This is a genomic window from Eremococcus coleocola ACS-139-V-Col8 (assembly GCF_000183205.1).
In the GTDB taxonomy this organism is placed as follows: domain Bacteria; phylum Bacillota; class Bacilli; order Lactobacillales; family Aerococcaceae; genus Eremococcus; species Eremococcus coleocola.
This window is the reverse complement of the sequence record NZ_AENN01000015.1, coordinates 406,660-428,069: the sequence shown is the minus strand read 5'-3', so window position 1 is coordinate 428,069 and position 21,410 is coordinate 406,660. Positions and strand designations below refer to the sequence as shown.

The window sequence follows — 21,410 nt, the reverse complement described above, 5'->3', positions numbered from 1 at the left end:
CTTCCTAGTATTCTAGACTGGCGATGTCTTGAGGATGAGGGTTGAGTTCAACCGATTTGATTTTGGCATCATGCATGCGGATGACCCGATCAGCGATGGGGGCTAAGGCTGAATTATGGGTTACGATTATGACGGTTGCATTATCCTGACGGGACATGGTTTGTAGGATTTGTAAGACTTGTTTACCCGTTTGGTAGTCTAGGGCACCGGTAGGCTCATCACATAATAAAAGCTTAGGTTTCTTGGCGATGGCCCGGGCAATGGAAACCCGTTGTTGTTCGCCCCCAGATAGTTGGGCCGGGAAATTATTGAGTCGGTGACCAAGACCCACAGATTCAAGAGCTTGAGTGGCATCTTGGGCATCTTTAACAATTTCAGAAGCCAATTCCACGTTTTCTTTGGCGGTTAGGTTTGGCACCAAGTTATAAAATTGGAAGACAAAGCCGACATCGTCGCGCCGGTAGTAGGTGAGTTCCTTATTGTTAAATTGGGCAATATTTTTGCCGTCAATAATGACGTCACCCTCATCATTGGAATCCATCCCACCTAAGATATTTAGGACGGTTGACTTGCCAGCCCCTGAAGCGCCTAAGATGATGACAAGTTCTCCTTGTTCAATTTCAAATGAAATATCATTATTGGCGATGATTTCAGATTCGCCTGATTGATAGCGTTTGTAGCTGTGTTTCATTTCTATATAAGCCATAATTTCTTGAACTCCTTTTCTTTAACGTCGTCAAATATTATTAAGTGGTCACCATGGTGACCCTGCTTAAAATTAACTAAATAGACAACGTGTTGATTTTTGTCTGCTAGTACTTTATAATAAACTGGAGAAAATTACAAGCGACAATTATCAACAATCTGTTGATTTAAGGAGGAAAACCCATGACCCAAGCAAGACAAACCTCGACCAAGGCTGATATAAAGGCAGCTTTGGTTAAATTGCTCCAAGAAAAGGATTTTGAAGCCATCACTATTTCCGATATTACGCGGACGGCTGGCATCAACCGGAGCACTTTCTATTTACATTATCTGGATAAACTGGATATGATTGATAAAATTATTGCCGATATCTTACAGGAAATTATGTCCAAGTTACCGATTGGCCAAGCCAAAGAGAAATGGCTACCATCGGTGGTAGCAGTTTTAGACTTAGTCGTAGCTGATTTTGATTTTGTCCAATCATTAATTTTGTCCCGCCCGGATTATATCTCTAATATTTTGCGGTCTTTTCTACTAGAATTGATTGACCGGGTGCCGGAGCTAGAACAAGCCTTGAACCATCGTCCCGCACTTAACCCTGAGTATGCCCGCGAGGTTTTTATTAATTCCAATATTGGGATTATCTTGCACTGGATCCGCAAGGGTTGCAAAGAATCGACTCAAGAAATCGCCCAGATGTTTTTTGCTTGGAATCAGTTGCCTAGTCAAATAGAAGGAGCTCAATCATGATTCGTTATGCCCAAGTCACCGATGCGGCTGCTATCCTAGCGATTTATAAACCTTATGTTGAAAATACTGCCATTACCTTTGAAACCGAGATTCCAACGGTGGCTGATTTTGAGGGCCGGATTGCAGCGACCCTTAAGCACTATCCTTATCTAGTTTTGGAAGAAGAAGGTCAGATTTTAGGCTATGCTTATGCTTCTCGTTACCGGACCCGGGCAGCCTATGACTGGGTGGTGGAACTATCAATTTATATGGACATGAATGCTAGGGACCAGGGCAAAGGCCGATTTTTGTATGAAGCCTTGGAGAAATTATTGCGGGTTCAAGGGGTCTTAACCGCCTATGCCTGTATCACTGGTGCCGACGAGCAAGAAGCTTATGTGACTGGGGCCAGCCCTAAATTCTATGAAGCCTTGGGTTACCAATATATCTGCCATTTTCCCAAAATCGGTTATAAGTTTGGCCAATGGTTTGATATTTTATGGATGTATAAAGAATTAGCGCCCCTGGCTAATCCACCCCAAACTTTGAAAAGTATGGACCAGTTACGGACTTACGGGCTAGCTAATTTGATTGAGGGGGACTAAGATGGATTATCATATTGAAGAAAAAGAAAGTTTTGCTGTGAGCGGGCCTTTTTATCCCGCCAATGCCCAGACTGATTATTTGGGTTTGTGGCAGGACTATTTGGAGGAAAATCCCGAGGCCGGTCTTACTTATGGCTATACTTATGAGATTAAAGAATATGGTGCGGTGATTTATCAGCTGGGTCAAGTCGTTGCGGTAGACCAAGCGGAAGCTAAAGTGGTGCCTGCTAGCAAATATGTGGTCATTGATTTAGAAGGGCCCGCCGGGTTTAGCTTAGCTATGGCTTATGGCTACTTCTTTGATGAAGTTTGTCCCCAAGAAGGTATAGCTGAGGATTACAAGTGGAGTGTGGAAGTGTATCCGGCCGGCGACCGTACCGCCATGGACTACCAAATGCAATTGTGGTTGGCGGTGGAGTGATTTTTGAATGATGATTCGAGTTTAGAAAAAGTAGAATGATTTGGCTGAAAAATATTCGAATTTTTACAAAGTGGCATGAATTTGCTGCAAAAGATTCGAGTTTAGAGCAAGTAGAATGATTTATCCAAAAAAGATTCAAGTTTTCAAAAAGTGGAAAGATTTATACTACAGTTAATAAGGACCCTGGATTCGCCCAAGCCAATCCACCCCTATCAACACATTAAAGGGGTCTTGGGAAAAAACAGTCTTGTGCTTTTCACTAAATACTAGATGTTTTTGAGCAGTGGTTGACTGGATGGAAACTGCGTCGCAAAACGACTTGTTCTATCCTAGTCAAGAGTGCGCTGGGCGGGGAATCAAGGCAGCTGATCTCACTTGTTCACTCAGCTACTGGATCACTATGTCGCTTTGCTCCGAGTGCTCCAGCAAGCGAAAATCGTAGATTTTCTACTTCTTGCCCGCTCCCTTTCTATATTAAATACAAAAAAGCGTCTAGCTAAAGACCAGACGCTGCATATAAATAAGATGGGCTACATGAAAGAAAGAACATTGGAAACAGGGTAGCGGACGAACGAATGGCTTCGCCACGTTTTTCCATATCTTCTTTACCGATGGCAATGGCCATACCTGGCACATAGCAATTAGGATCTAAGCCAAGAGTTTCGATAACCTTAGAGCTAGCATAACCTTGAATTGCATGGCGGCCAAGGATGAGTTAGTATGATAATATTGTGGATAATTATATATAAAGTTCTAAAAAGTAAAGTCTTTTTAAACGAATTTTTTTAATAAAAAATTTTAGATGGTATAATAATACAGATGAGGAGGGGCGCCAGGGATTTAATTAACAAATATATAGCCGACCAAAAGCCGGAACATCAGGAAGCGCTAGAGCAAGTGCGCCAAGCGATTGAGGCAGGCTTACCACAATTTACGACTACTTTAGCTTATCAAATGCCAACCTACCGGGACCGGAAGAATTTGATTCACTTTTCTGCCCAAAGTAAACATATCGGTATCTATCCGGCTGCTGCTGCCATCGAATATTTTAAAGACCAGCTCCAAGACTATGCTTTGTCCAAAGGTACGATTAAAATTCCTTATGACCAGCTGGTCCCCCGTCACTTATTGACCCAAATTGCCGCTTGGACTTATGACCATAACCAATAATGTTAAGCTCCGTTTTTAAGATGTCAGTCCACATAAGAAGAAAGGAAGATTTTTATGCCAGTTCATCCAATTCCAGCCTTATCTGATAACTATATTTGGGTCTATCAAAGTCCTGACCTTAATTTTATTGTTGATCCCGGTGAGGCTCAACCTGTCCTTGATTATATCCAAGATCAAAATATAAGACTTGATGCTATTCTTTTGACCCATAATCACGATGATCACACGGGTGGGGTTAGGGAAATCCTTGCGCAAATTCCGGACCTGCCAGTTTATGGTCCTCAAGAAACGGCTGATTTTAATAGCGTTCAAGTAGCACCTATGGACACTATCACCCTCAAAAATCATAAGCTTGCTGTCTACTTGACGGCCGGTCATACCTCTGGTCATATTTCCTATTTAATTGATGACAAAAACCTCTTCTGTGGGGATTCCTTGTTTATGGCTGGGTGTGGTCGAGTCTTTACTGGGGACTACCATGCGGAATTTGAGACCCTCCAATTATTTGCGGCCATGGAAGGGGGCGTGCAAGTTTTTGCCGGTCATGAATATACCCAAACGAATCTTGCTTTTGCCCAAACCGTCAACCTAGATGATGAGGAGTTCCAAGCCAATGTCAAAGCCTTAAGTCAACAAGTGGACCGCCGCATCCAAGCAGGATTTCCATCCTTACCTTCCACGATTGCCATTGAACTAAATTGTAATCCTTTTATGCGGGCTTCATCAGTGGACACTTTTAAGGCGCTACGTGATTTACGGGATAATTTCTAGGAGGCTTCTCAATGGAACGTAATCAATTATCTGAATGGGCTATTCGTCTACAAGCCTTGGCCCAAGCAGGTTTACACTACACCAAGGATGTTTATGACCAGGAACGGTTTGAAGAAATTCGGCAGATTGCAAGCCTTATGCTAGCTAGCCAGAGTGACTATCCTAGCGATCAATTGGTGGCGGTTTTTGCGAATGAAACGGGCTATCAGACCCCTAAATTGGATTGTCGAGCTGCTATTTTTAATGACCAAGACCAAATTTTATTAGTTCAAGAAAAAGACGAACGCTGGTCCTTGCCGGGTGGTTGGGTTGATGTGGATCAAACCCTGGTATCCAACATGATTAAAGAAGCTCATGAAGAGGCTGGTCTTGAAATTGAAGTCCTGCGCTTAATTGCTATTCAAGACCATGCCAAAAATAATCCCGTCAAAACCATGCACAATATCGAAAAAGTTTTCTTTGAGTGTCGGTCCTTAGGCGGTCAATTTCAAGCAAATAGTGAAACTATTGATGCCCAATATTTTGCTTTAGATAAGTTGCCTAACTTATCAGTGGGTAAGACTACGGCAGCGCAAATCCAACTGTGTTTTCAAGCCCACCATGACCCTCACTGGCAAGTCCCGGTAGATTAGGAGAAGTTTATGAACCAAGATGATAAAATGGCCCAGTTGACTTTTGCGACAGTATATCCCTTGTATGTAGCTAAGTTAGCTCGCAAAAATCGGAGCCAGGCTGAATTAGACCAAGTCATTCAATGGTTAACGGGTTATAGTCCTGCAGAGATTGCTGCCATGAAGATTAACCCAGAATTAACATTGGAAAGCTTTTTTGACCAAGCTCCTCAAATGAATCCTAATCGGAGTTTGATTACAGGGTCAATCTGTGGGGTGAAAGTTCAAAAAATCCAAGACCCTTTAGTGCAAAATGTTCGGTATTTGGATAAGTTAGTAGATAACTTGTATAAGGGAAAAAGCATAGAAAAGGTATTGTTTAAATAATTTTTGTGAAAACACCATAAATTACGCTTCGATAAAGACTAGTTTAGAGTCTTTTCGAGGCTTATTTTTTATGTTTGAAAATCTAACTGAAATGACTCGTCTGGCATATTTTATAAATTTAGGATTAATTATGAATATTCTATAAAAATTAGTGGAGGGTATTAGACTGACTTATAGGAAAGCTTTACCAATTTATTGATCATATAAAATTAAAATCTACCAATAATTTGTCTTATATTTATGATAAAAGTTGACTTATGATTTTTATTTATTTTGATAATAAAACGATTTCATGTAATTTATTTGTAATAATTGTTATTTGTTCATTAAGAAAAACGCTTATTTCATTACAATTTTGAATAATTATTGAATTTTTGTTTATTACGTTTACATTACAAATTGTTTCCGTTAAAATTGAAGTGTAGGGAAATAAAATTGAAAATTATAGAAGGAGTTGTGGAAAATGAAAAAGACATATGTTTCAATGAGTTTAGCGAGTATTGCACTTGTAAGTTTTTTAGCCATAGGTCCTTCGGATTATGACCTAGTGTATGCCAATCAATCACAGGATGAAGTAACAACTTCCAGATCAAGTCAAACAACTTATGAAGTGCAAGCGGGGGATAATCTTTATCAAATTGCCCTTAGGTTTGGAATAAGTTTGCAAGATCTTAAGGAGATTAACGGCTTAGATTCTGATTTTATCCAAATAGGGGATATTTTAATCATTCCTGATTCTGGTCAAGGAGAGGCAGATCCGGTACCAGATCCCGACCCAGAACCCAATCCAGAGCCTAATCCAGAACCGCAGTCAAGTCCAGAAAAACTCTACACGGTTAAAGCCGGCGACAATTTATATAATATTGCTCGGAGCTTTGGTGTGAGTCTCGATGCCCTTAAAAAAATTAATGGATTAACCTCAAACTTTATTCAGATAGGTGAGGTGCTCATTATTCCAGATCCGGCAAAAGAATACCCAGATCCGGAACCAGAACCAGATCCCGACCCAAGTCCGGAAAAACTCTACACGGTTAAAGCCGGCGACAATTTATATAATATTGCTCGGAGCTTTGGTGTGAGTCTCGATGCCCTTAAAAAAATTAATGGATTAACCTCAAACTTTATCCAGATAGGTGACGTGCTCATTATTCCAGATCCGGCAAAAGAATACCCAGATCCGGAACCAGAACCAGATCCCGATCCAAGTCCGGAAAAACAGTATACCGTTAAGTCCGGCGATAATCTTTATAATATAGCGCGTAAATTTGGGATTAGTCTCGATGCGCTGAAGCAAGCAAATAATTTAACATCAAATTTAATTTTCCCTGGCCAAATACTTATTATTCCTTAGGCTTATCATCATAAATTGTGAGTAAAGAATATGCATGAAGACTTTCCTTGGTTTTTACCTAGTTTTATTGAGATAAATTGCTCCAATTATTAAAAAAATTAATAGATATTGCGGTTTATTTTGGTAAAATATAAGGAAAGGAGAAGCTGGGATTTAATAAGGAGATAGAGCCATGAAGCAAGATTTCAACAGACAAGCAAGTTCAAACAAGCTAAAAAGGTTAATTAGACGTGAGCACCTCGTTTTAACCTTGCTTACCCTGGTCTGTTTAGTCTTGCTTTTTCATTTTGTGCCGTTTAATACCAGTTATCGACTCAACCATGCTGAAGCTTTAGTTGCTCAGCTTTATCAGGATAAGGACTTTGTTTTTTTAAATGAAAAGCTAGATTCTGGTGATCTTAAACGGGCTCAAGGTGCGGTTAAGCGTTTGGTAGGTGAACCTAGATATCAATGGCAAAGAATCTTGGACCAAGGCAAAGCAAAGTTTAAGATTCAAGCGGACCTATTTTCACTTTACCAAAAACCCAACCTCACTCAATTGAGAGAAGGTCAGGCGAAATTTAAAGCAGATTTAAGTTCTGAGCAAGTGGCGCTTTTAGACCAAGATTTTGCTTGGTCAAACTCGGATGCTATGACTGAGCTATTAGATCAGGCAAAGAGACAAGCCCAGGCGGACTGGCAGACTATCATCGGACTGAATCAAGCCTTGGCTAAGTTAGAAAAGTATCGAAACTTTGACCGGTCGCAAGTAAAAGAAATTGTTCAGACGGCTGTGAACTTTAATCTGTCGTTAAAAAAGGTAGCCCACCATCCTCAAGTTGACCAAGACCAGACTGAATTTTATCAATTCTTGGATCAATTCATTGATAAGCTAGCTAAAGAACATCAACAAAAGGTTTTCACTAAAGCTGAAATACTTGATATATTTGATATTGATTATGCAGCCCAGAAGTTGAATGATACTGATCTAGATATTCGCCCGAAAATCGCTTTGACTTTCGATGATGGTCCTGCTCTAGATACCACCGATCAGGCTTTAGCAATTCTGGATAAATACCATGTTAAGGCAACCTTCTTTATGGTGGGACGGTCGGTTGAACTTTATCCAGACATTGCACAACGGGTAGCTAAGGCGGGTCATGAAATCGGCAACCATTCGTATGACCATCCAGACTTTGCTAAGATTTCGGACCAAGCTGTCTTAGACCAAATTAATAAGACTCAAGCGATTATCCAAAAAGTAACTGGGGTGACGCCGCGTTATTATCGGATGCCTTATGGATCTGGGGGCAAGCGGGTTTACCAGTTAATCCCTGATTTGACCTCCATTACCTGGAATACAGATACCATGGATTGGAAGTTCGCTGAGGGCCAACTAATTTATGATCAGATTATGTCGCAACTTTCGGATGATATGTTGGTACTTTTCCATGATAGCCATCAAGCTTCAATTGATGCGCTAGGTATGTTTGTTCCCGCTTTGGTTGAACGCCATTATAAGTTTGTTGATCCAACTGAATTAGAATTTGATTTTCGTTATTAATTAAGGGCGGGTAAATGGTAAATCTAAGGTTTAGGTTATGAATACTTTTATGAAAAGGACCAGAAAAGTTCCAGTTTTTGAAAAACTCGCATGAAATACCTCAGAAAAGTTCTACTTTCAAGATACTGGAAGCAGGTGTGCGCAGTGATTATTCCTTAGAAACGCGCGCACTTCAACACCAATTTTTGCAATTTGCTGTCGACCCGCCTATAATAGAGTCACATTAAAAAGGGGGATAAGCAAATGGCATGTACAACAATCTTAATCGGTAAAGGAGCTTCTTATGATGGGTCCACGATGGTGGCACGGAATGAGGACTCTGGCGCCGGTTCTTTTATTGAGAAAAAGAAAACGGTGGTCTTAGCACAAGACCAGCCACGACACTATCAATCCGTATTATCCCATGTGAAAATTGACCTACCAGATAACCCTATGACCTATACGGTGACACCGGATGCCTTGGGTAAAGATGGTATCTATGGTGCTTTTGGGGTCAACCAAGCCAATGTGGCCATGTCTGCTACCGAAACGATTACTTCAAATGCCCGCGTCTTAGGGGCTGACCCCTTGGTTGAATACCATGCGAGTCAAGGTCAGCCAGGACAAGCGGATTATGTCCCTGAACAAGTTGGTGGCATTGGCGAAGAAGACTTTGTCACCCTGGTTCTCCCTTATATTAAATCAGCCCGTCAAGGGGTGGTGCGCTTAGGTGGTCTCCTAGAGGAATTTGGAACTTATGAAATGAACGGGATTGCCTTCCAAGATAAACACGAAATTTGGTGGCTAGAAACTGTGGGGGGGCACCATTGGATTGCTAAGCGGGTTCCCGACGATGCTTATGTCATGATGCCTAACCAGTTAGGTATTGACCAGTTTGACTTAGAAGATGCTTTCGGCGCTCAAAATAATCACTTATGTTCAGCAGATTTAAAGGATTTTATTCAGGATCATCATTTAGACTTAGGTCAAGAAGGCGACTTCAATCCCCGCTGGGCTTTTGGTAGTCAAAGTGATGCTGACCATGTTTATAATACGCCACGAGCTTGGGTCATGGGTCGATATTTTAATGGAAAATCTTATGCCTGGGATGGTCCTCAAGCTGATTTTGGCCCTGATTCAGATAATATTCCTTGGGCTTTGGTCCCTGACCGTAAGATTACGATTGAGGATGTAAAAACCATTCTGTCTAACCACTATCAAGGCACTCCTTATGATGTCTATGATAAAAAAAGTTCTAAGCCGTATCGGCCGATTGGGATTAATCGGAATAATGTGCTTGGTTTGATTCAAATTCGTCCTTATGTCGCTCCTGCCATTCAAGCCATCGAATGGTTAGCTTTTGGTTCTAATCCTTTTAATGCCTTAATTCCATTTTATGCCAATGTTAAGACCATGCCATCTTATCTTAGCCAGACTAACCAAATGATTCGTACGGATAACTTTTATTGGGCTAATCGCTTAATCGCGGCCCTAGCCGATCCCCACTATCAAAAGGCCCTACCTTTAATTGAACGTTATCAATTGAATTTACAGGCTCAAGGCCACGCCCATCTACACAAATTTGATGGTCTTTATGTTGAGAATAAGGCGGTAGTAGACCTATGCCAAGAAGCCAACCAGGCCATGGCGGATCTAGCTAAGGCTGCAACGGACAAATTATTAGATCAAATCCTCTTCCTTGCTTCTAACCGCATGCAAAATTCTTTCCATCGTTCAGATGGTTAAAACGAATTATTCGATAAAAAATCAGTCACTTTCTTATGAAAGAAGGTGGCTGATTTTTTGTGAGCAAGTAAATTGACTTTGTGTCTATATAGAACTATAATATATCTAAATAGAACTAATTTTATTTAGATTAAAAAGTTAGTGAAAGGGGAGGATTCTATGTCGCAACTACAAAATGGCGGTTATCTCATTCATAACATCAAATTATTAAATGGCCGGCTTTATAACAAGCTACTGGCTCAAGAAAAAGATATCTTATTTACAGCGGAGCAAAATAAATTGTTAGCTGTCCTCTATGAAAAAGGGGACCAAACTGGTACAGACTTGGCTTTAGCTACTGGGTTAGCCACCAACACCGCATCCATTATGTTAAAAAAATTAGAATCCCTAGGCTTGGTTGATTGCCGGGCTCACGCCCAAGACCAACGTAAAAAAGTCTTTTTCCTAACAGACTTGGGTCGTCAGCAGGAAGAAATTGCCTTGCATATATCAGAAGAGTTGGACCAGGTTTTTTATCAAGGTTTTTTGCCGGCTGAAATTAAAGAATTTGAAGCTTATTTACAACGGATTCAACATAATTTGGCTCAGAAAGATTATTGATGGAAAAATTAAGGATAATTTTGATGCGAGTAGAAATAGAAAAAACAAATTTAGTCGAGGAGATCAGCCATGCTCAATGATATGATTACATATTTTCAAAGTAATAGTTCAATGTATTGGCTCTATGTGGGCCAACATATTGGATTAAGCCTGACAGCTTTAGGAGCAGCATTTATCCTAGCTTTTTCCTTGGCCTATTGGGCTAGTCGTCATCAATTAAGTCGGCAAATGATTTTCTTTCTGGCTCAAGGCCTAAGGGTCATTCCTTCCTTGGCGGTCCTCTTTATTATGATTCCTTTTTTGGGCGTTGGCCGGACGCCTGCCTTGCTGGCCTTAGTTTTTCTAGCCCTGCCACCCTTAATTATGAATATGACCCTAGGTTTTATGGAAGTGCCGGCGGTATTAAAAGAAACCGGTCTGGCTATGGGCATGTCGAGTGGTCAATTATTTAAACGGGTGACCTTGCCTTTGGCTTTACCTCATATTTTAACGGGGATTAAATTAGCCTTGGTCGAAATCATTGCTTCAGCCACCTTGGCTACCTATATTGGTGCCGGTGGTTTGGGTTCTTTGATTGTTACCGGTCTAGGCCTTTACCGGATGGACCTTTTAGTTATTGGTGGTGGTTCGGTGGCCATCCTATCCTTGTTTTCTTTGATACTGATGGATTATTTAGTGAAAGTGAGTGAAAAATCATGAAAAAAGTTCTTATGTCTATTTTAGTTTTAGTTAGTCTCTTAGCCTTATTGCCTGGTCGCGCTTTAGCGGCGGATAAAAGTATTCGCGTGGGATCTAAAGATTTTACCGAATCTTTAATTGTTGGGGAAATTTATGCCCTAGCCCTGGAAGACCAAGGCTATAAGGTTGACCGAGTTTCTTCGATTGCCTCTTCGGTCATCCATACTTCTATTGTTAACGATGAAATTGACTTGTACCCTGAATATACTGGGACTGCGCTTTTATCTATTTTGAAATTACATTTAGAAACTGATCCACAAAAGGTTTACGATATGGTTAAAGCCGAGTATGAAAAGCAATTTAAATTAACTTGGTTAGATTATTCACCTGCTTCTGACAGCCAGGGGTTAGTGATGCGTAAGGAAAGTGCCGATAAATTAGGTATTAAGACTATTTCTGACCTTCAAGCTAAGGCCAAAGACGTGCGTTTTGCCTCCCAAGGGGAATTTGACCAACGGGAAGATGGTTTACTTGGTTTAGCCCAAACTTACGGTGACTTCGCTTTTAAATCATCTACCATCTATGATAATAGTTTGAAATACCAAGTTTTGGCCTCAAATGAAGCTGATTTAGCACCGGCCTATACGACGGAAGGACAATTAGTGAACAGTGACCAATATGTGGTTTTAGAGGACGACAAAGCCTTCTGGCCACCTTATAATTTGGCCCCAGTGATTCGTCAAGATTTCTTAAAGGACCATCAAGATGTGGCAGATATTATTAATAAACTGTCAGCCAAGCTCGATACTAAGACCATGATTGAATTGAATGCCAAAGTGGATGTGGATGGTCAAGACTATGAAGATGTCGCTAAAGAATTCTATCAATCACTTAAGTAGATTGACTCGGCCTTAGGCTTTCTAGGCAAAAATCCGGACTGAGTCTTGCTGATTTTTGTCAGCTTCATCGCATCAATCAAGTCACCTTCAGCTTAAAGGAGTAAATACATGCAAGCACCAATGATTCAATTTGACCATGTTAATAAAAATTTCCCCCAAGGGAAGACTCAGGCCGTACGCGACCTGTCCTTTGATATCTTCTCGGGTGAATTTATCACGGTCTTGGGCACGTCAGGGTCGGGTAAAACCACTACCTTAAAAATGATTAACCGCCTCATTGAGGCAGATTCAGGAACCATTCGTTTCAACGGCCAAGATATTAAAAGTCAGGATGTCACGGACTTAAGACGGCAAATGGGCTATGTGGTCCAAGAAGTGGGGCTTTTCCCCCATCTTACTGTGGCTGGCAATATTGCAGTGGTGCCAGAACTGTTGGGTTGGAGCAAAGGTCAAATTAAGGCCCGGGTGGACCAAGTCCTTGACTTAGTTCATTTGCCAGCAGCGGATTACCGCGACCGTTATCCCAAGGAATTGTCCGGCGGCCAACAGCAAAGAGTGGGTGTGGCCCGAGCCTTGGCAGCCAATCCCAAGGTGATGTTATTAGATGAGCCCTTTGGTGCCATTGATGCCATCACCCGGTCTTCCATGCAGACCGAATTAAAGGAAATTCAACAACAATTTGATGACAAGACCTTTGTTTTGGTGACTCATGATATTATGGAGGCCTTCACCTTAGGTGACCGGGTCATGATTATGGACCAAGGGCAATTATGTCAATTTGACCGGCCACAAGCCATTATCCAAGCACCGGCCACACCCTTTGTGGCGGCTTTGATGGATACAGTCAAGCAACAAAGTCGTTTATGGAGTGAATTATCATGATGGAATACTGGAAAAAATCCTCAGATAAATTAATCCAAGCTTTTGTTGAGCATGTGCAGTTGGTGAGCTTAGCTATGATGTTTGCTTTGTTGTTTTCCTTGGCCTTGGTTGCCTTGATTCGACGCTGGCCCAATTTGCGGAATGGTTCAATTTACCTATTATCCGTTATTTATGCCATTCCTTCTTTAGCAGTCTTTGCCTTATTGATACCGGTGACCGGTTTAGGGAAGACAACCGCTATAATTGTTTTAGTCGTCTATGTCCAATATATTTTAGTACGGAATATTTTATTGGGCTTAGATCAGGTAGATGACAGAGTCTTGGAAGTGGCTGATGCCATGGGGATGACCCAGCGCCAAGTCTTGCATCGGGTCCAAATTCCTTTAGCCATGCCTACGATTGTGACCGGTTTGAAAATTTCCACCACTTCTACAGTGGGAATCGCCACCATGGCTGCAGTGATTAATGGCGGTGGCTTAGGTAAGATTTTGTTTGAAGGCTTGCGGACCATGGATTTAATCAAGTTGGTCTGGGGTACGCTTTTAACGGTGATTTTGTGTTTGTTGGTTAATATATTTTGGAATCTCTTGTATGGTGTATTGAAGAAAGTTCATCCTTATTTTTAATGTAATAAACAGCCAAGTTGGCCATTGTTTATCCTTTAAGGAGGGCAATGACTTACTTGGCTGTTTTTGTGTACTTAGGGTTTTCGGAGTTAGTTTGTGGGAAATTCAAGAGTATGGCCGACATACTTATAAGTCCTGATATAAGGACTTTGCTTTTGGGTATGGAGGGTAAAGTGAAAATAATGGTCATGGTTATCTTGGGCATTTTGGGCATTGAGTTTGAAATAATTACGCTGGCCATTGGCCATGTTCAGCAAGAGGTCATCCCGCATAAAGGTGAGGGGCAGGGGGATGCGGGAATAGGTATAAAAGTCTTCTTGGAATTGACGGTAATTTTGGCTAAAGTAGTCAAATTGTAGGCTAGCTTGGTCAACTTTATTTTGGGTCATAATCCTCCTCCTCAATCATGTGTAAATCGATAATTTGTTCTAAGGGAATACTCTTAAAAGTATGGGGGCCTGTAAGGTCTACCCGGTCAGCACTTAAGCTAAGGACCTTGCCTTGGCTATGGGCGAGGACGGCTTCTTTTTGACCGTGGACAGAGCTTAAGTAGTCAATTTGGATAGGAAGCTGTTGGCTATAAGCTTGACCGAGGTAGAGTAAGATTTGATCCCAAGCTAGTTTATCGGGTAGGTTTTGAGGGTGGGCATGCTTAGCCAGGGCAGTTTGGTGTTCCGATAGGAAAAAGCCCATCCATTTGGCCATCTTGCGGTCCTGGTAGTGGCGGGCCGATGGGTAGGGTAAGTAAGACCGGTCAACCGTCATACCAAGCCATCCAATCCCCCAGCGGAATGGCCGCCGATTAATTTAGACCGGGCAATGCTGCGGGAATTTTCTTTGAGGGCTGAGGCTTTTTGGACCGCGATAAAGCCAAAGCGGGTGCGAATTTGATCAATGGTGTGGTCTAATTTTTGCTGGTGGTCTGCTTGGACCGGGTCATCAAAGAGGGAGTAATATACGATATCTTGGTCAATCAGCTTATCATAGCGGACGCCGATATTACGGACCGGCCCTCCTTGGTAGTGGCGGCGAAAGAGATAGAGGACGTGCTGGATTAAAGTTCCTGTGTGCTGGGTGGGATCAATGGTCATCTGGCAAGAAATGGGGCGGTGGTCACAGTCCAGGCTAAAGCCCACATAGATGGCCACACAGGCGGTTTGCTTTCGGCGTTTGCGCAGGCGGATGGCTACCTGTTCGGCCATTTCGGCCAAGACCAATTCAATATCTTCTTGGCGGTAGTAATCCTTAGGGAGAACTTGTGAATTGCCAAGTCCTTTACTTTTGGGTTGGTAGGGTTGGCGGACCTTGCTTTCATCGACCCCATTGGCGTGGAAAAATAATTGCAAACCGATGACGCCGAGTTCTTTCTTGAGCAAGTCAGGATTCGCATTGGCTAAGTCCTTAATGGAACGGATTCCGAGTTTATTAAGCTGGGTCTCCATCCGGTGACCAATGCCCCAAAAGTCAGTCATCTTGGGGATGGCCCAAACTTTGCTTTCTACATCTTCATAGGACCAGTTGGCCCGCATGGTGGGAGTTTTTTTAGCTTCGTTATCCAGGGCTAGCTTGGCCAAAAGTGGGTTAGCATTCGACAATCCGATGGTCGAATAAATCCCCGTTTCTTGCCAGATTTGGTGTTGGATTTGGTCGGCCAAATCGTCCAAGTCTTGGCGGCGGTCTTTGCTAGGACGGCCGGCAAAATAAGTGAGTGAATGGGTGAGGTCAATAAAGCCTTCATCAATAGAATAAGGTAGGATATCTTCTTTAGGCGCATAGTTTTGGAAGATTTTTTGGATGGCTATATTTTGTTCGATATAAAGTCCCATGCGGGGTGGAACAATCAGAGTCCGCCGAGCCCAACTTTCAATAAAATGAATATAGTCTGGATCAATCGCTAGGCCAGCTTGTTTGGCCCGGTAGAAATTAAAGCGCCGGGTGTGGATATTAAAGGGCAGGTCATAAGACCGGCTGACATTATCGCGGCCAAAGACTTTTTTAAAAGTAGGAGAGGCCGCCAGAATCAGGCCTTTAGAATTATCCGACCGGCTCATAACACAGAGGCTGGTCGTAAGAGGGTTTAAGCCTCGTTGGACACATTCTACACTGGCATAGAAAGACTTCATGTCCACAAAGGCGATGTCTGACCGGGGTTCGCGACTATAGTCAATAAGACCCATTAGTTAACGACGGGCATGAAGTTGCCCACTAGTTTGCCAATGATGCGGGGTTCTTCACTATAAGGGGCGAATTTATCTTGGTATTTTTGGTTGAGGGAGACTAGGCGGAGGCCTTCGGCTTCGCGGTAGACCCGTTTAAGGTAGGTCTGACCGTCCCAGTCGACGGCGTAAATCCCACCATCATAATCAAAACCAGTATCCTTGATCAAGGCCACCGATCCATTGAGGTAGAGGGGCTCCATGGAATCACCATATACCCAGGAAGCTAGGTCGTGGTCGATTTTCTCAGTATGGAAGACGGTATCGTAAGACCGGTCTTCAAAGTAACCATAACCAGTCCCGGCTGATAGTTTTTCGTAGACTTTGTAGGCAAAAAGGGCGGCAATTTTGGGAGCTTGGGCCCGTTTTTGCTCTTCTAATAGTTGGTCAGTAAAGTCGACGACCTGGTCTTGACGAGCGGATTGGAGTTGGTGGTAGGGGTGGAGAAGACGATAGTCTTGGTCAAAGTAGTCAGGGGTGACGAGTAATAGTTTGGCTAGGTGTTCTAGGTTAGCTTGGTTGGGCTGGGTTTTGCCGGTTTCCCAGTTATAGTAGGATGACCGGGCAATGTTCAGTTGCCGGGCTAGGTCAGCTTGACTCAGTTGGCGTTCTTGGCGGCGGCGCTTTAATTGGTCTCCGGAAAACATAAAATCACTCCTCTTGTTAGTTTATAAACTAACAAGAGTGTAGCACGATTTTGGGTGGGATTCAAGCAGGAGGAGTGAGTTGCTAAGAAATTTTTCTTCGCAAGTCTTGGTTGGGAAAAGTTGTCAAAAATTCATTCTTCGCAATTCTTGGCTAGGAAAAGTTACCAAGATTAGAATCTTGGTAACCCTACCCCAAAATCAGTCTCAAATCCCTTGATCAAATAAAGGAAAAAGACTGACCTGGCGCCATAGCCAGTCAGGCTTAATATCATAATATAGTAAGAAAAGCTCCCCGCAATCCGGGGAGCCACATGATTAATTAAAGCAATTGGTTGAAGTCCCAGATGTCATCAACCCAGCCTTCATAAAAGTCGGGTTCGTGGCAGACCATCAAGATAGAGCCCTTATAATCTTGGAGGGCAGTCTTGAGCGAGTCTTTGGCGTCGGGGTCTAAGTGGTTGGTCGGTTCGTCCAGTACCAAAACATTGTGTTCTTGGTTCATCAAGAGGCAGAAGCGGACCTTGGCTTGTTCACCCCCGGAAAGGACTTGGATTTGGCTGTCGATGTGCTTGGCAGTCAGGCCAACTTGGGCTAAGGCCGCCCGGACTTCGGCTTGGTTAAGGGCTGGGAAGGTATCCCAAACGGCTTCTAAGGGTGTCTGCCGGTTACCAGAAGCGGTTTCTTGTTCAAAGTAACCAATTTCTAAGTAGTCACCTTGTTCAACTTGACCACCTAAGGCAGGAATCAAGCCCATTAAGGATTTCAAGAGGGTAGTTTTACCAATCCCGTTGGCCCCAATAATAGCAATTTTTTGGTTACGTTCAAAAACCAGGTTCAAGGGTTTAGTTAAAGGAAAATCATACCCAATTTCTAAGCCTTCTGCTTGAAAGATAAAGCGGCCTGGGGTCCGAGCTGATTTGAAATTGAATTTAGGCTTCGGTTTCTCCCCCTTGAGTTCAATGATATCCATCTTGTCTAATTTTTTCTGGCGGGACATGGCCATATTCCGGGTGGCTACCCGGGCCTTGTTACGGTTCACAAAGTCTTTAAGGTCGGCGATTTCCTTTTGTTGGCGGTTATAGGCGGCTTCCAATTGGGCTTGCTTCATGGCATAGACTTCTTGGAATTGGTCGTAGTCACCGGCATAGCGATCAATGTGGAGGTTGTCTACATGATAAATCAGGTTGACCACTTGGTTAAGGAATGGAATATCATGGGAAATAAGGATAAAGGCATTATCGTAATTTTGTAGGTAACGTTTCAGCCATTCGATATGTTCGGCATCCAAGTAGTTAGTCGGTTCGTCTAATAAGAGGATGTCAGGTTTTTCTAAGAGGAGTTTGGCTAATAAGATTTTAGTTCGTTGTCCCCCAGATAGGGCGGTGACATCGGAATCCATGCCGAAATCGGTCACACCTAAGGCTTGAGCGACTTCGTCGATTTTAGCATCCAAACTATAGAAATCATGGACTTCTAGGCCTTCTTGCAGGTCGCCGACTTCTTCCATCAGGTCGGCCATAGTTTGATCGTCGGCGTCCCCCATTTGCATGTAGATTTCATTGATGCGGGCTTCGTCTTTAAAAAGGTCGTCAAAAGCCATGCGGAGCACGTCTCGGACGGTCATACCTGGCTTAAGTACCGTATGTTGGTCTAGATAGCCGACCTTGACCCGTTTGGCCCATTCAATTTTTCCTTCGTCGGGTTGGAGTTTGCCGGTGACAATGTTCATAAAGGTGGATTTTCCTTCGCCATTGGCCCCAACCAGACCGATATGTTCGCCCTTAAGCAGGCGGAAGGATACATCTTCAAAAATAGCACGGTCACCAAAACCGTGGGTTAAATTGGATACGTCTAATAAACTCATGGTGTGCTCCTTTTGATTGAATTTGTTTTATTATAACAAATTATTTTGCTGAATGAAGGTTAAAAAAGTTTTAGACCAAAAATACAATTTCAGTCTATCATCTATCCAGGAGGATAGTTTTTATCTTTGAAACCAAACTATTTTTAATAAATTATGATAATTATTGTAAAGTTGAAAAAATAAATAGAAAATTGAGTGGAAGGTATTGCTTGTGACCTAAGGTCATATTGTAAAATATGGGTAATTAAAGGAGGAAACCAGGAAATGGCAACTTATACCAGTGGAGAAATTGCAAAAATTTGTCAGGTAACGGTGCGGACGGTGCAATACTATGACAAGCGGGGAATTTTAAGCCCCACTACCCTAAGTGAGGGCGGCAGACGTTTATATTCCGAAGCGGATGTGAAGCAATTAAAACTTATCTGTTTCCTCCGTGAGCTAGGTCTGTCACTCAAAGCGATTGAGTCATTACTTAAAGAAGAAGATGCAGGGCATGTGATTGATTTAGTGCTTGAAGAGCAAAGTAAAGATTTACACGCTCAGCTGCTAGATATCCATGAAAAATTAAACAAAATCAAGCAATTAAAGAGTCAGCTTGATAAAGGGAGTGAAGCTTCGCTAGAAAAAATTGGAGATATCTCAAGGATTATGGCATCAAAAAAAGAATTGAGTCAAATGCGGTGGGTTATTCTCATGACAGGTATTCCGGTCACTCTCTTGCAGTGGTTTGCTTTATATGAAGGACTCGCTCATGGAAACTGGGGCTATGTGCTGATATGGTTAGCCGTAGCAGTCCCTTATGGTATTATCATTTCCCGTTATTATTTTAAATCGACTGCCTATATTTGTCCTAATTGTCATGAAGTCTTCAAACCAAGTTTTAAACAAGTGTTTTGGGCTTCACATACTCCAACTATGCGCCAGTTAACCTGTCCTCATTGTCATCACCAAGGTTTTTGTGTCGAAATTTACCGAAAGGAAGAGCAAGATGAAAGACATTCATGAATACCTACCCTTATTGATTCCTTTGATCATTGTCCAATTTAGTTTGTTATTTTATGTTATCCATCATATTATGACCCATTCGCACTATAAACAAGGCAGTCGTACGCTTTGGTTAATGGTTAGTATCATCTTAATGAATTTTGTCGGTCCGATTTTATATTTAGTCTTTGGTAAGGAAGATGCCTAATGGACATTTTAGAATTAACCAATATTCATAAGGCTTTTGGTGAAAAAATCATTCTCGATGATATTTCTTTGTCCGTGCCAGAAAATAGTATTTTTGGCTTTATTGGTAAGAATGGAGCAGGTAAAACGACCACCATGAAACTGATTCTAGGTCTTCTTAAAGCAGAGCGCGGTCAAATAAAAGTGGCGGGGGAGCCAGTGACTTATGGTCAAACGGCTAGTAATAGTTTTATCGGATATTTACCGGATGTTCCTGAATTTTATGGCTTTATGACAGCAAGTGAATATTTGAATTTTTGCGGTGAAATTACAGGTTTATCCAAGTATGATATTAAACAACGGAGTAAATACTTATTAGATTTGGTTGGTTTAGGCCAGGAAAGTCACCGGATTAAAGGGTATTCGCGGGGGATGAAGCAACGGCTGGGGATTGCTCAGGCCTTATTAAATCAGCCTAAATTATTGATTTGTGATGAGCCGAGTTCTGCCCTCGATCCTTTGGGTCGTAAAGAAATCTTGGATATTTTGAAAGGGATCAAGGGTGAAACAACTGTTTTATTTTCTACCCATATTCTTTCGGATATTGAACGCATTTGTACCGACCTTGCGGTTTTAGATAAGGGCAAAATTGTTCTTAAAGGGTCTTTAGCAGATCTTAAAATAGCCTATCAACATCATAGCTTCCAAGTGGAATTAATAGCGTCAGCAGATAAAGCTCATTTGATGGCTACCTTCCCCGGACTTAAGGATTTGGGTGGCAACTTTCTAGAATTTAACCAACAGGATTTATCCGAATTTCGCCTGTTAACCTATTTGGCTGAAAAGCAAATCTCCTTCGTAAAAATTGAAAAGCAGGCCATGAATCTAGAAGATCTTTTCATGCAGGTGGTGTCATTATGAGTGCTTTTTTGAAAAAAGAGATTTTATCCCACATCCGCAATGGTCAATTTGTGATCCTAGTCATTGTATTTATGCTGTTTGGTATTTTAAATCCCGCGACGGCCAAATTAACTCCCAAACTCTTGGAATTAGCTAAAGATTCGCTGGCTAGCTCTGGTTTAGAAATTCATGCCATGAAGATTACGGCGCTGGATGCTTGGCTCCAATTCTTCAAAAATTGGTTCCTGGTTTTGATTATTTTCTTGTTGGTAGAAGGGGATATTTTCAGTAAGGAATATGCCGTGGGTACTTTGCTTATTAGTGTGACTAAAGGATTGTCCCGTTATAAGATTGTGCTGGCTAAATTTGTGGTTTTAGTCACCGCTTGGACCTTGGGCTTGCTCTTAAGTTTCGGATTAACCTATATTTATAGTGATTATTATTGGGATAATGCAACTGTACTCCATGTCTTTTCAGCCGCCTTGGGGGTCTGGCTCTTAGGGCTTTTAGTCATTACTTTCTTTGTTTTCTTTTCAGTTGTCGTCAAGACCAGTACCAGTGCTTTGTTAGGGACGGGGCTTTCTTTTGGCTTGATTTATCTTTTATCTTTGTGGCCTAAGTTTAAAAAATTCTCACCTCTACTGCTGGGTCAAGGGTCACAGCTGATTACAAAGCAATTAGCTACCGACGATTTAATTACTCCGGTAATTGTTACTTTGATTATGGGCCTTGTTCTGCTTGTGCTTGCGATTCCGGTTTTCAATCGGCGGCGTTTGTAGTGGGTATTTAAAGCGGGAGTAATCAATTAGGGTGACCCCAGCTAAGTCAGATAAATTTTTCTTTTAGGATGAGTTGAGTCAAAAGTCGTCACAAGTCCCACCCAGTGGAACCCGATTACCCAAGTCTATCC

Annotated in this window: 26 protein-coding genes; 19 read left to right on the top strand and 7 right to left on the bottom strand. The window is 42.1% G+C overall.

Annotated elements, in window-relative coordinates:
* Window positions 1-4: 4 nt before the first annotated feature.
* Window positions 5-706: an ABC transporter ATP-binding protein gene (locus HMPREF9257_RS05730; RefSeq protein ID WP_006418404.1), complete on the bottom strand. Its 702-nt coding sequence runs from the start codon at window positions 704-706 to the stop codon at window positions 5-7.
* 182 nt (window positions 707-888) lie between these two features.
* Between HMPREF9257_RS05730 and HMPREF9257_RS05725 the strand changes: the two genes are divergently transcribed.
* Genes HMPREF9257_RS05725 through HMPREF9257_RS05715 form a run of 3 tightly spaced genes read left to right on the top strand, consistent with a single transcriptional unit; the run spans window position 889 to window position 2,460 of the window.
* A complete protein-coding gene (locus tag HMPREF9257_RS05725) occupies window positions 889-1,455 on the top strand; it encodes a TetR/AcrR family transcriptional regulator (protein ID WP_006418424.1) in 567 nt (188 codons plus the stop codon).
* Complete coding sequence (locus HMPREF9257_RS05720; protein WP_006418470.1) at window positions 1,452-2,039, top strand: GNAT family N-acetyltransferase; 588 nt, start codon at window positions 1,452-1,454, stop codon at window positions 2,037-2,039. Before HMPREF9257_RS05725 ends, HMPREF9257_RS05720 begins: the two co-directional genes overlap by 4 nt.
* Window position 2,040: 1 nt before the next feature.
* Entirely contained in the window at window positions 2,041-2,460 is a 420-nt protein-coding gene (locus HMPREF9257_RS05715) for a GyrI-like domain-containing protein (RefSeq protein ID WP_006418174.1), read from the top strand.
* A gap of 496 nt (window positions 2,461-2,956) precedes the next feature.
* Here the strand turns inward: HMPREF9257_RS05715 and HMPREF9257_RS09525 are convergent, their stop codons facing one another.
* Entirely contained in the window at window positions 2,957-3,085 is a 129-nt protein-coding gene (locus HMPREF9257_RS09525) for a hypothetical protein (RefSeq protein ID WP_006418367.1), read from the bottom strand.
* A 194-nt stretch (window positions 3,086-3,279) separates the two neighbouring features.
* Here HMPREF9257_RS09525 and HMPREF9257_RS05710 point away from each other — a divergent pair, with 194 nt between their 5' ends.
* The 12 genes from HMPREF9257_RS05710 (at window position 3,280) to HMPREF9257_RS05655 (ending at window position 13,703) form a co-directional block, all read left to right on the top strand.
* Window positions 3,280-3,630, top strand: a complete 351-nt coding sequence (locus tag HMPREF9257_RS05710) for an iron chaperone (protein WP_006418435.1) — start codon at window positions 3,280-3,282, stop codon at window positions 3,628-3,630.
* Window positions 3,631-3,684: 54 nt separating this feature from the next.
* Window positions 3,685-4,401 (top strand): hydroxyacylglutathione hydrolase, encoded by a 717-nt coding sequence (gloB, locus tag HMPREF9257_RS05705; RefSeq protein WP_006418221.1) that lies wholly within the window; start codon window positions 3,685-3,687, stop codon window positions 4,399-4,401.
* 11 nt (window positions 4,402-4,412) lie between these two features.
* Complete coding sequence (locus HMPREF9257_RS05700; protein WP_006418311.1) at window positions 4,413-5,033, top strand: NUDIX hydrolase N-terminal domain-containing protein; 621 nt, start codon at window positions 4,413-4,415, stop codon at window positions 5,031-5,033.
* A 9-nt stretch (window positions 5,034-5,042) separates the two neighbouring features.
* Complete coding sequence (locus HMPREF9257_RS05695; RefSeq protein WP_006418232.1) at window positions 5,043-5,399, top strand: DUF2200 domain-containing protein; 357 nt, start codon at window positions 5,043-5,045, stop codon at window positions 5,397-5,399.
* Between the two features lie 463 nt (window positions 5,400-5,862).
* A complete protein-coding gene (locus HMPREF9257_RS05690) occupies window positions 5,863-6,750 on the top strand; it encodes a LysM peptidoglycan-binding domain-containing protein (protein ID WP_006418604.1) in 888 nt (295 codons plus the stop codon).
* Between the two features lie 172 nt (window positions 6,751-6,922).
* On the top strand, window positions 6,923-8,293 hold the full coding sequence (locus HMPREF9257_RS08780) for a polysaccharide deacetylase family protein (protein WP_006418385.1): 1,371 nt from the start codon (window positions 6,923-6,925) through the stop codon (window positions 8,291-8,293).
* 243 nt (window positions 8,294-8,536) lie between these two features.
* Window positions 8,537-10,018 (top strand): C69 family dipeptidase, encoded by a 1,482-nt coding sequence (locus HMPREF9257_RS05680; protein WP_006418284.1) that lies wholly within the window; start codon window positions 8,537-8,539, stop codon window positions 10,016-10,018.
* Between the two features lie 159 nt (window positions 10,019-10,177).
* The gene (locus HMPREF9257_RS05675) at window positions 10,178-10,618 is read left to right on the top strand and encodes a MarR family winged helix-turn-helix transcriptional regulator (protein ID WP_006418313.1); all 441 of its coding nucleotides are present in this window, start codon (window positions 10,178-10,180) and stop codon (window positions 10,616-10,618) included.
* A 69-nt stretch (window positions 10,619-10,687) separates the two neighbouring features.
* On the top strand, window positions 10,688-11,317 hold the full coding sequence (locus HMPREF9257_RS09250) for an ABC transporter permease (RefSeq protein WP_006418142.1): 630 nt from the start codon (window positions 10,688-10,690) through the stop codon (window positions 11,315-11,317).
* Window positions 11,314-12,195 (top strand): glycine betaine ABC transporter substrate-binding protein, encoded by an 882-nt coding sequence (locus HMPREF9257_RS09245; protein ID WP_006418408.1) that lies wholly within the window; start codon window positions 11,314-11,316, stop codon window positions 12,193-12,195. Before HMPREF9257_RS09250 ends, HMPREF9257_RS09245 begins: the two co-directional genes overlap by 4 nt.
* A gap of 108 nt (window positions 12,196-12,303) precedes the next feature.
* On the top strand, window positions 12,304-13,077 hold the full coding sequence (locus HMPREF9257_RS05660; RefSeq protein ID WP_006418298.1) for an ABC transporter ATP-binding protein: 774 nt from the start codon (window positions 12,304-12,306) through the stop codon (window positions 13,075-13,077).
* The gene (locus HMPREF9257_RS05655; RefSeq protein ID WP_006418559.1) at window positions 13,074-13,703 is read left to right on the top strand and encodes an ABC transporter permease; all 630 of its coding nucleotides are present in this window, start codon (window positions 13,074-13,076) and stop codon (window positions 13,701-13,703) included. Before HMPREF9257_RS05660 ends, HMPREF9257_RS05655 begins: the two co-directional genes overlap by 4 nt.
* Before the next feature lie 89 nt (window positions 13,704-13,792).
* Here HMPREF9257_RS05655 and HMPREF9257_RS05650 read toward each other — a convergent pair whose 3' ends face one another.
* From HMPREF9257_RS05650 to HMPREF9257_RS05630, 5 genes are all read right to left on the bottom strand, one after another.
* Complete coding sequence (locus HMPREF9257_RS05650; protein ID WP_006418527.1) at window positions 13,793-14,092, bottom strand: DUF5960 family protein; 300 nt, start codon at window positions 14,090-14,092, stop codon at window positions 13,793-13,795.
* The gene (locus HMPREF9257_RS05645; RefSeq protein ID WP_006418335.1) at window positions 14,079-14,468 is read right to left on the bottom strand and encodes a hypothetical protein; all 390 of its coding nucleotides are present in this window, start codon (window positions 14,466-14,468) and stop codon (window positions 14,079-14,081) included. Before HMPREF9257_RS05645 ends, HMPREF9257_RS05650 begins: the two co-directional genes overlap by 14 nt.
* Window positions 14,465-15,880, bottom strand: a complete 1,416-nt coding sequence (locus tag HMPREF9257_RS05640; protein WP_006418198.1) for a Y-family DNA polymerase — start codon at window positions 15,878-15,880, stop codon at window positions 14,465-14,467. Before HMPREF9257_RS05640 ends, HMPREF9257_RS05645 begins: the two co-directional genes overlap by 4 nt.
* A complete protein-coding gene (locus tag HMPREF9257_RS05635) occupies window positions 15,880-16,566 on the bottom strand; it encodes a LexA family transcriptional regulator (protein WP_006418566.1) in 687 nt (228 codons plus the stop codon). The genes HMPREF9257_RS05640 and HMPREF9257_RS05635 overlap by 1 nt, the downstream gene beginning before the upstream one ends.
* Before the next feature lie 319 nt (window positions 16,567-16,885).
* On the bottom strand, window positions 16,886-18,430 hold the full coding sequence (locus HMPREF9257_RS05630; protein WP_006418409.1) for an ABC-F family ATP-binding cassette domain-containing protein: 1,545 nt from the start codon (window positions 18,428-18,430) through the stop codon (window positions 16,886-16,888).
* A 264-nt stretch (window positions 18,431-18,694) separates the two neighbouring features.
* Between HMPREF9257_RS05630 and HMPREF9257_RS05625 the strand changes: the two genes are divergently transcribed.
* The 4 genes from HMPREF9257_RS05625 to HMPREF9257_RS05610 are packed head-to-tail and all read left to right on the top strand — an operon-like array spanning window position 18,695 to window position 21,279.
* Window positions 18,695-19,435 carry a MerR family transcriptional regulator gene (locus tag HMPREF9257_RS05625; RefSeq protein ID WP_006418512.1) on the top strand — a complete coding sequence of 247 codons (741 nt, stop codon included), beginning with the start codon at window positions 18,695-18,697 and terminating at the stop codon, window positions 19,433-19,435.
* Complete coding sequence (locus HMPREF9257_RS05620; RefSeq protein ID WP_006418379.1) at window positions 19,419-19,622, top strand: PLDc N-terminal domain-containing protein; 204 nt, start codon at window positions 19,419-19,421, stop codon at window positions 19,620-19,622. The genes HMPREF9257_RS05625 and HMPREF9257_RS05620 overlap by 17 nt, the downstream gene beginning before the upstream one ends.
* Window positions 19,622-20,521: an ABC transporter ATP-binding protein gene (locus HMPREF9257_RS05615; RefSeq protein ID WP_006418602.1), complete on the top strand. Its 900-nt coding sequence runs from the start codon at window positions 19,622-19,624 to the stop codon at window positions 20,519-20,521. Before HMPREF9257_RS05620 ends, HMPREF9257_RS05615 begins: the two co-directional genes overlap by 1 nt.
* Complete coding sequence (locus tag HMPREF9257_RS05610; protein WP_006418210.1) at window positions 20,518-21,279, top strand: ABC transporter permease subunit; 762 nt, start codon at window positions 20,518-20,520, stop codon at window positions 21,277-21,279. The genes HMPREF9257_RS05615 and HMPREF9257_RS05610 overlap by 4 nt, the downstream gene beginning before the upstream one ends.
* The last annotated feature ends 131 nt before the right edge of the window (window positions 21,280-21,410 follow it).

Bases quoted from the DNA above. Each gene is read 5' to 3' on its own strand.
- HMPREF9257_RS05730 (WP_006418404.1), bottom strand. From the start codon at position 706: ATGGCTTATATAGAAATGAAACACAGCTACAAACGCTATCAATCAGGC.
- HMPREF9257_RS05725 (WP_006418424.1), top strand. From the start codon at position 889: ATGACCCAAGCAAGACAAACCTCGACCAAGGCTGATATAAAGGCAGCT.
- HMPREF9257_RS05720 (WP_006418470.1), top strand. From the start codon at position 1,452: ATGATTCGTTATGCCCAAGTCACCGATGCGGCTGCTATCCTAGCGATT.
- HMPREF9257_RS05715 (WP_006418174.1), top strand. From the start codon at position 2,041: ATGGATTATCATATTGAAGAAAAAGAAAGTTTTGCTGTGAGCGGGCCT.
- HMPREF9257_RS09525 (WP_006418367.1), bottom strand. From the start codon at position 3,085: ATGGCCATTGCCATCGGTAAAGAAGATATGGAAAAACGTGGCGAAGCC.
- HMPREF9257_RS05710 (WP_006418435.1), top strand. From the start codon at position 3,280: ATGAGGAGGGGCGCCAGGGATTTAATTAACAAATATATAGCCGACCAA.
- gloB (WP_006418221.1), top strand. From the start codon at position 3,685: ATGCCAGTTCATCCAATTCCAGCCTTATCTGATAACTATATTTGGGTC.
- HMPREF9257_RS05700 (WP_006418311.1), top strand. From the start codon at position 4,413: ATGGAACGTAATCAATTATCTGAATGGGCTATTCGTCTACAAGCCTTG.
- HMPREF9257_RS05695 (WP_006418232.1), top strand. From the start codon at position 5,043: ATGAACCAAGATGATAAAATGGCCCAGTTGACTTTTGCGACAGTATAT.
- HMPREF9257_RS05690 (WP_006418604.1), top strand. From the start codon at position 5,863: ATGAAAAAGACATATGTTTCAATGAGTTTAGCGAGTATTGCACTTGTA.
- HMPREF9257_RS08780 (WP_006418385.1), top strand. From the start codon at position 6,923: ATGAAGCAAGATTTCAACAGACAAGCAAGTTCAAACAAGCTAAAAAGG.
- HMPREF9257_RS05680 (WP_006418284.1), top strand. From the start codon at position 8,537: ATGGCATGTACAACAATCTTAATCGGTAAAGGAGCTTCTTATGATGGG.
- HMPREF9257_RS05675 (WP_006418313.1), top strand. From the start codon at position 10,178: ATGTCGCAACTACAAAATGGCGGTTATCTCATTCATAACATCAAATTA.
- HMPREF9257_RS09250 (WP_006418142.1), top strand. From the start codon at position 10,688: ATGCTCAATGATATGATTACATATTTTCAAAGTAATAGTTCAATGTAT.
- HMPREF9257_RS09245 (WP_006418408.1), top strand. From the start codon at position 11,314: ATGAAAAAAGTTCTTATGTCTATTTTAGTTTTAGTTAGTCTCTTAGCC.
- HMPREF9257_RS05660 (WP_006418298.1), top strand. From the start codon at position 12,304: ATGCAAGCACCAATGATTCAATTTGACCATGTTAATAAAAATTTCCCC.
- HMPREF9257_RS05655 (WP_006418559.1), top strand. From the start codon at position 13,074: ATGATGGAATACTGGAAAAAATCCTCAGATAAATTAATCCAAGCTTTT.
- HMPREF9257_RS05650 (WP_006418527.1), bottom strand. From the start codon at position 14,092: ATGACCCAAAATAAAGTTGACCAAGCTAGCCTACAATTTGACTACTTT.
- HMPREF9257_RS05645 (WP_006418335.1), bottom strand. From the start codon at position 14,468: ATGACGGTTGACCGGTCTTACTTACCCTACCCATCGGCCCGCCACTAC.
- HMPREF9257_RS05640 (WP_006418198.1), bottom strand. From the start codon at position 15,880: ATGGGTCTTATTGACTATAGTCGCGAACCCCGGTCAGACATCGCCTTT.
- HMPREF9257_RS05635 (WP_006418566.1), bottom strand. From the start codon at position 16,566: ATGTTTTCCGGAGACCAATTAAAGCGCCGCCGCCAAGAACGCCAACTG.
- HMPREF9257_RS05630 (WP_006418409.1), bottom strand. From the start codon at position 18,430: ATGAGTTTATTAGACGTATCCAATTTAACCCACGGTTTTGGTGACCGT.
- HMPREF9257_RS05625 (WP_006418512.1), top strand. From the start codon at position 18,695: ATGGCAACTTATACCAGTGGAGAAATTGCAAAAATTTGTCAGGTAACG.
- HMPREF9257_RS05620 (WP_006418379.1), top strand. From the start codon at position 19,419: ATGAAAGACATTCATGAATACCTACCCTTATTGATTCCTTTGATCATT.
- HMPREF9257_RS05615 (WP_006418602.1), top strand. From the start codon at position 19,622: ATGGACATTTTAGAATTAACCAATATTCATAAGGCTTTTGGTGAAAAA.
- HMPREF9257_RS05610 (WP_006418210.1), top strand. From the start codon at position 20,518: ATGAGTGCTTTTTTGAAAAAAGAGATTTTATCCCACATCCGCAATGGT.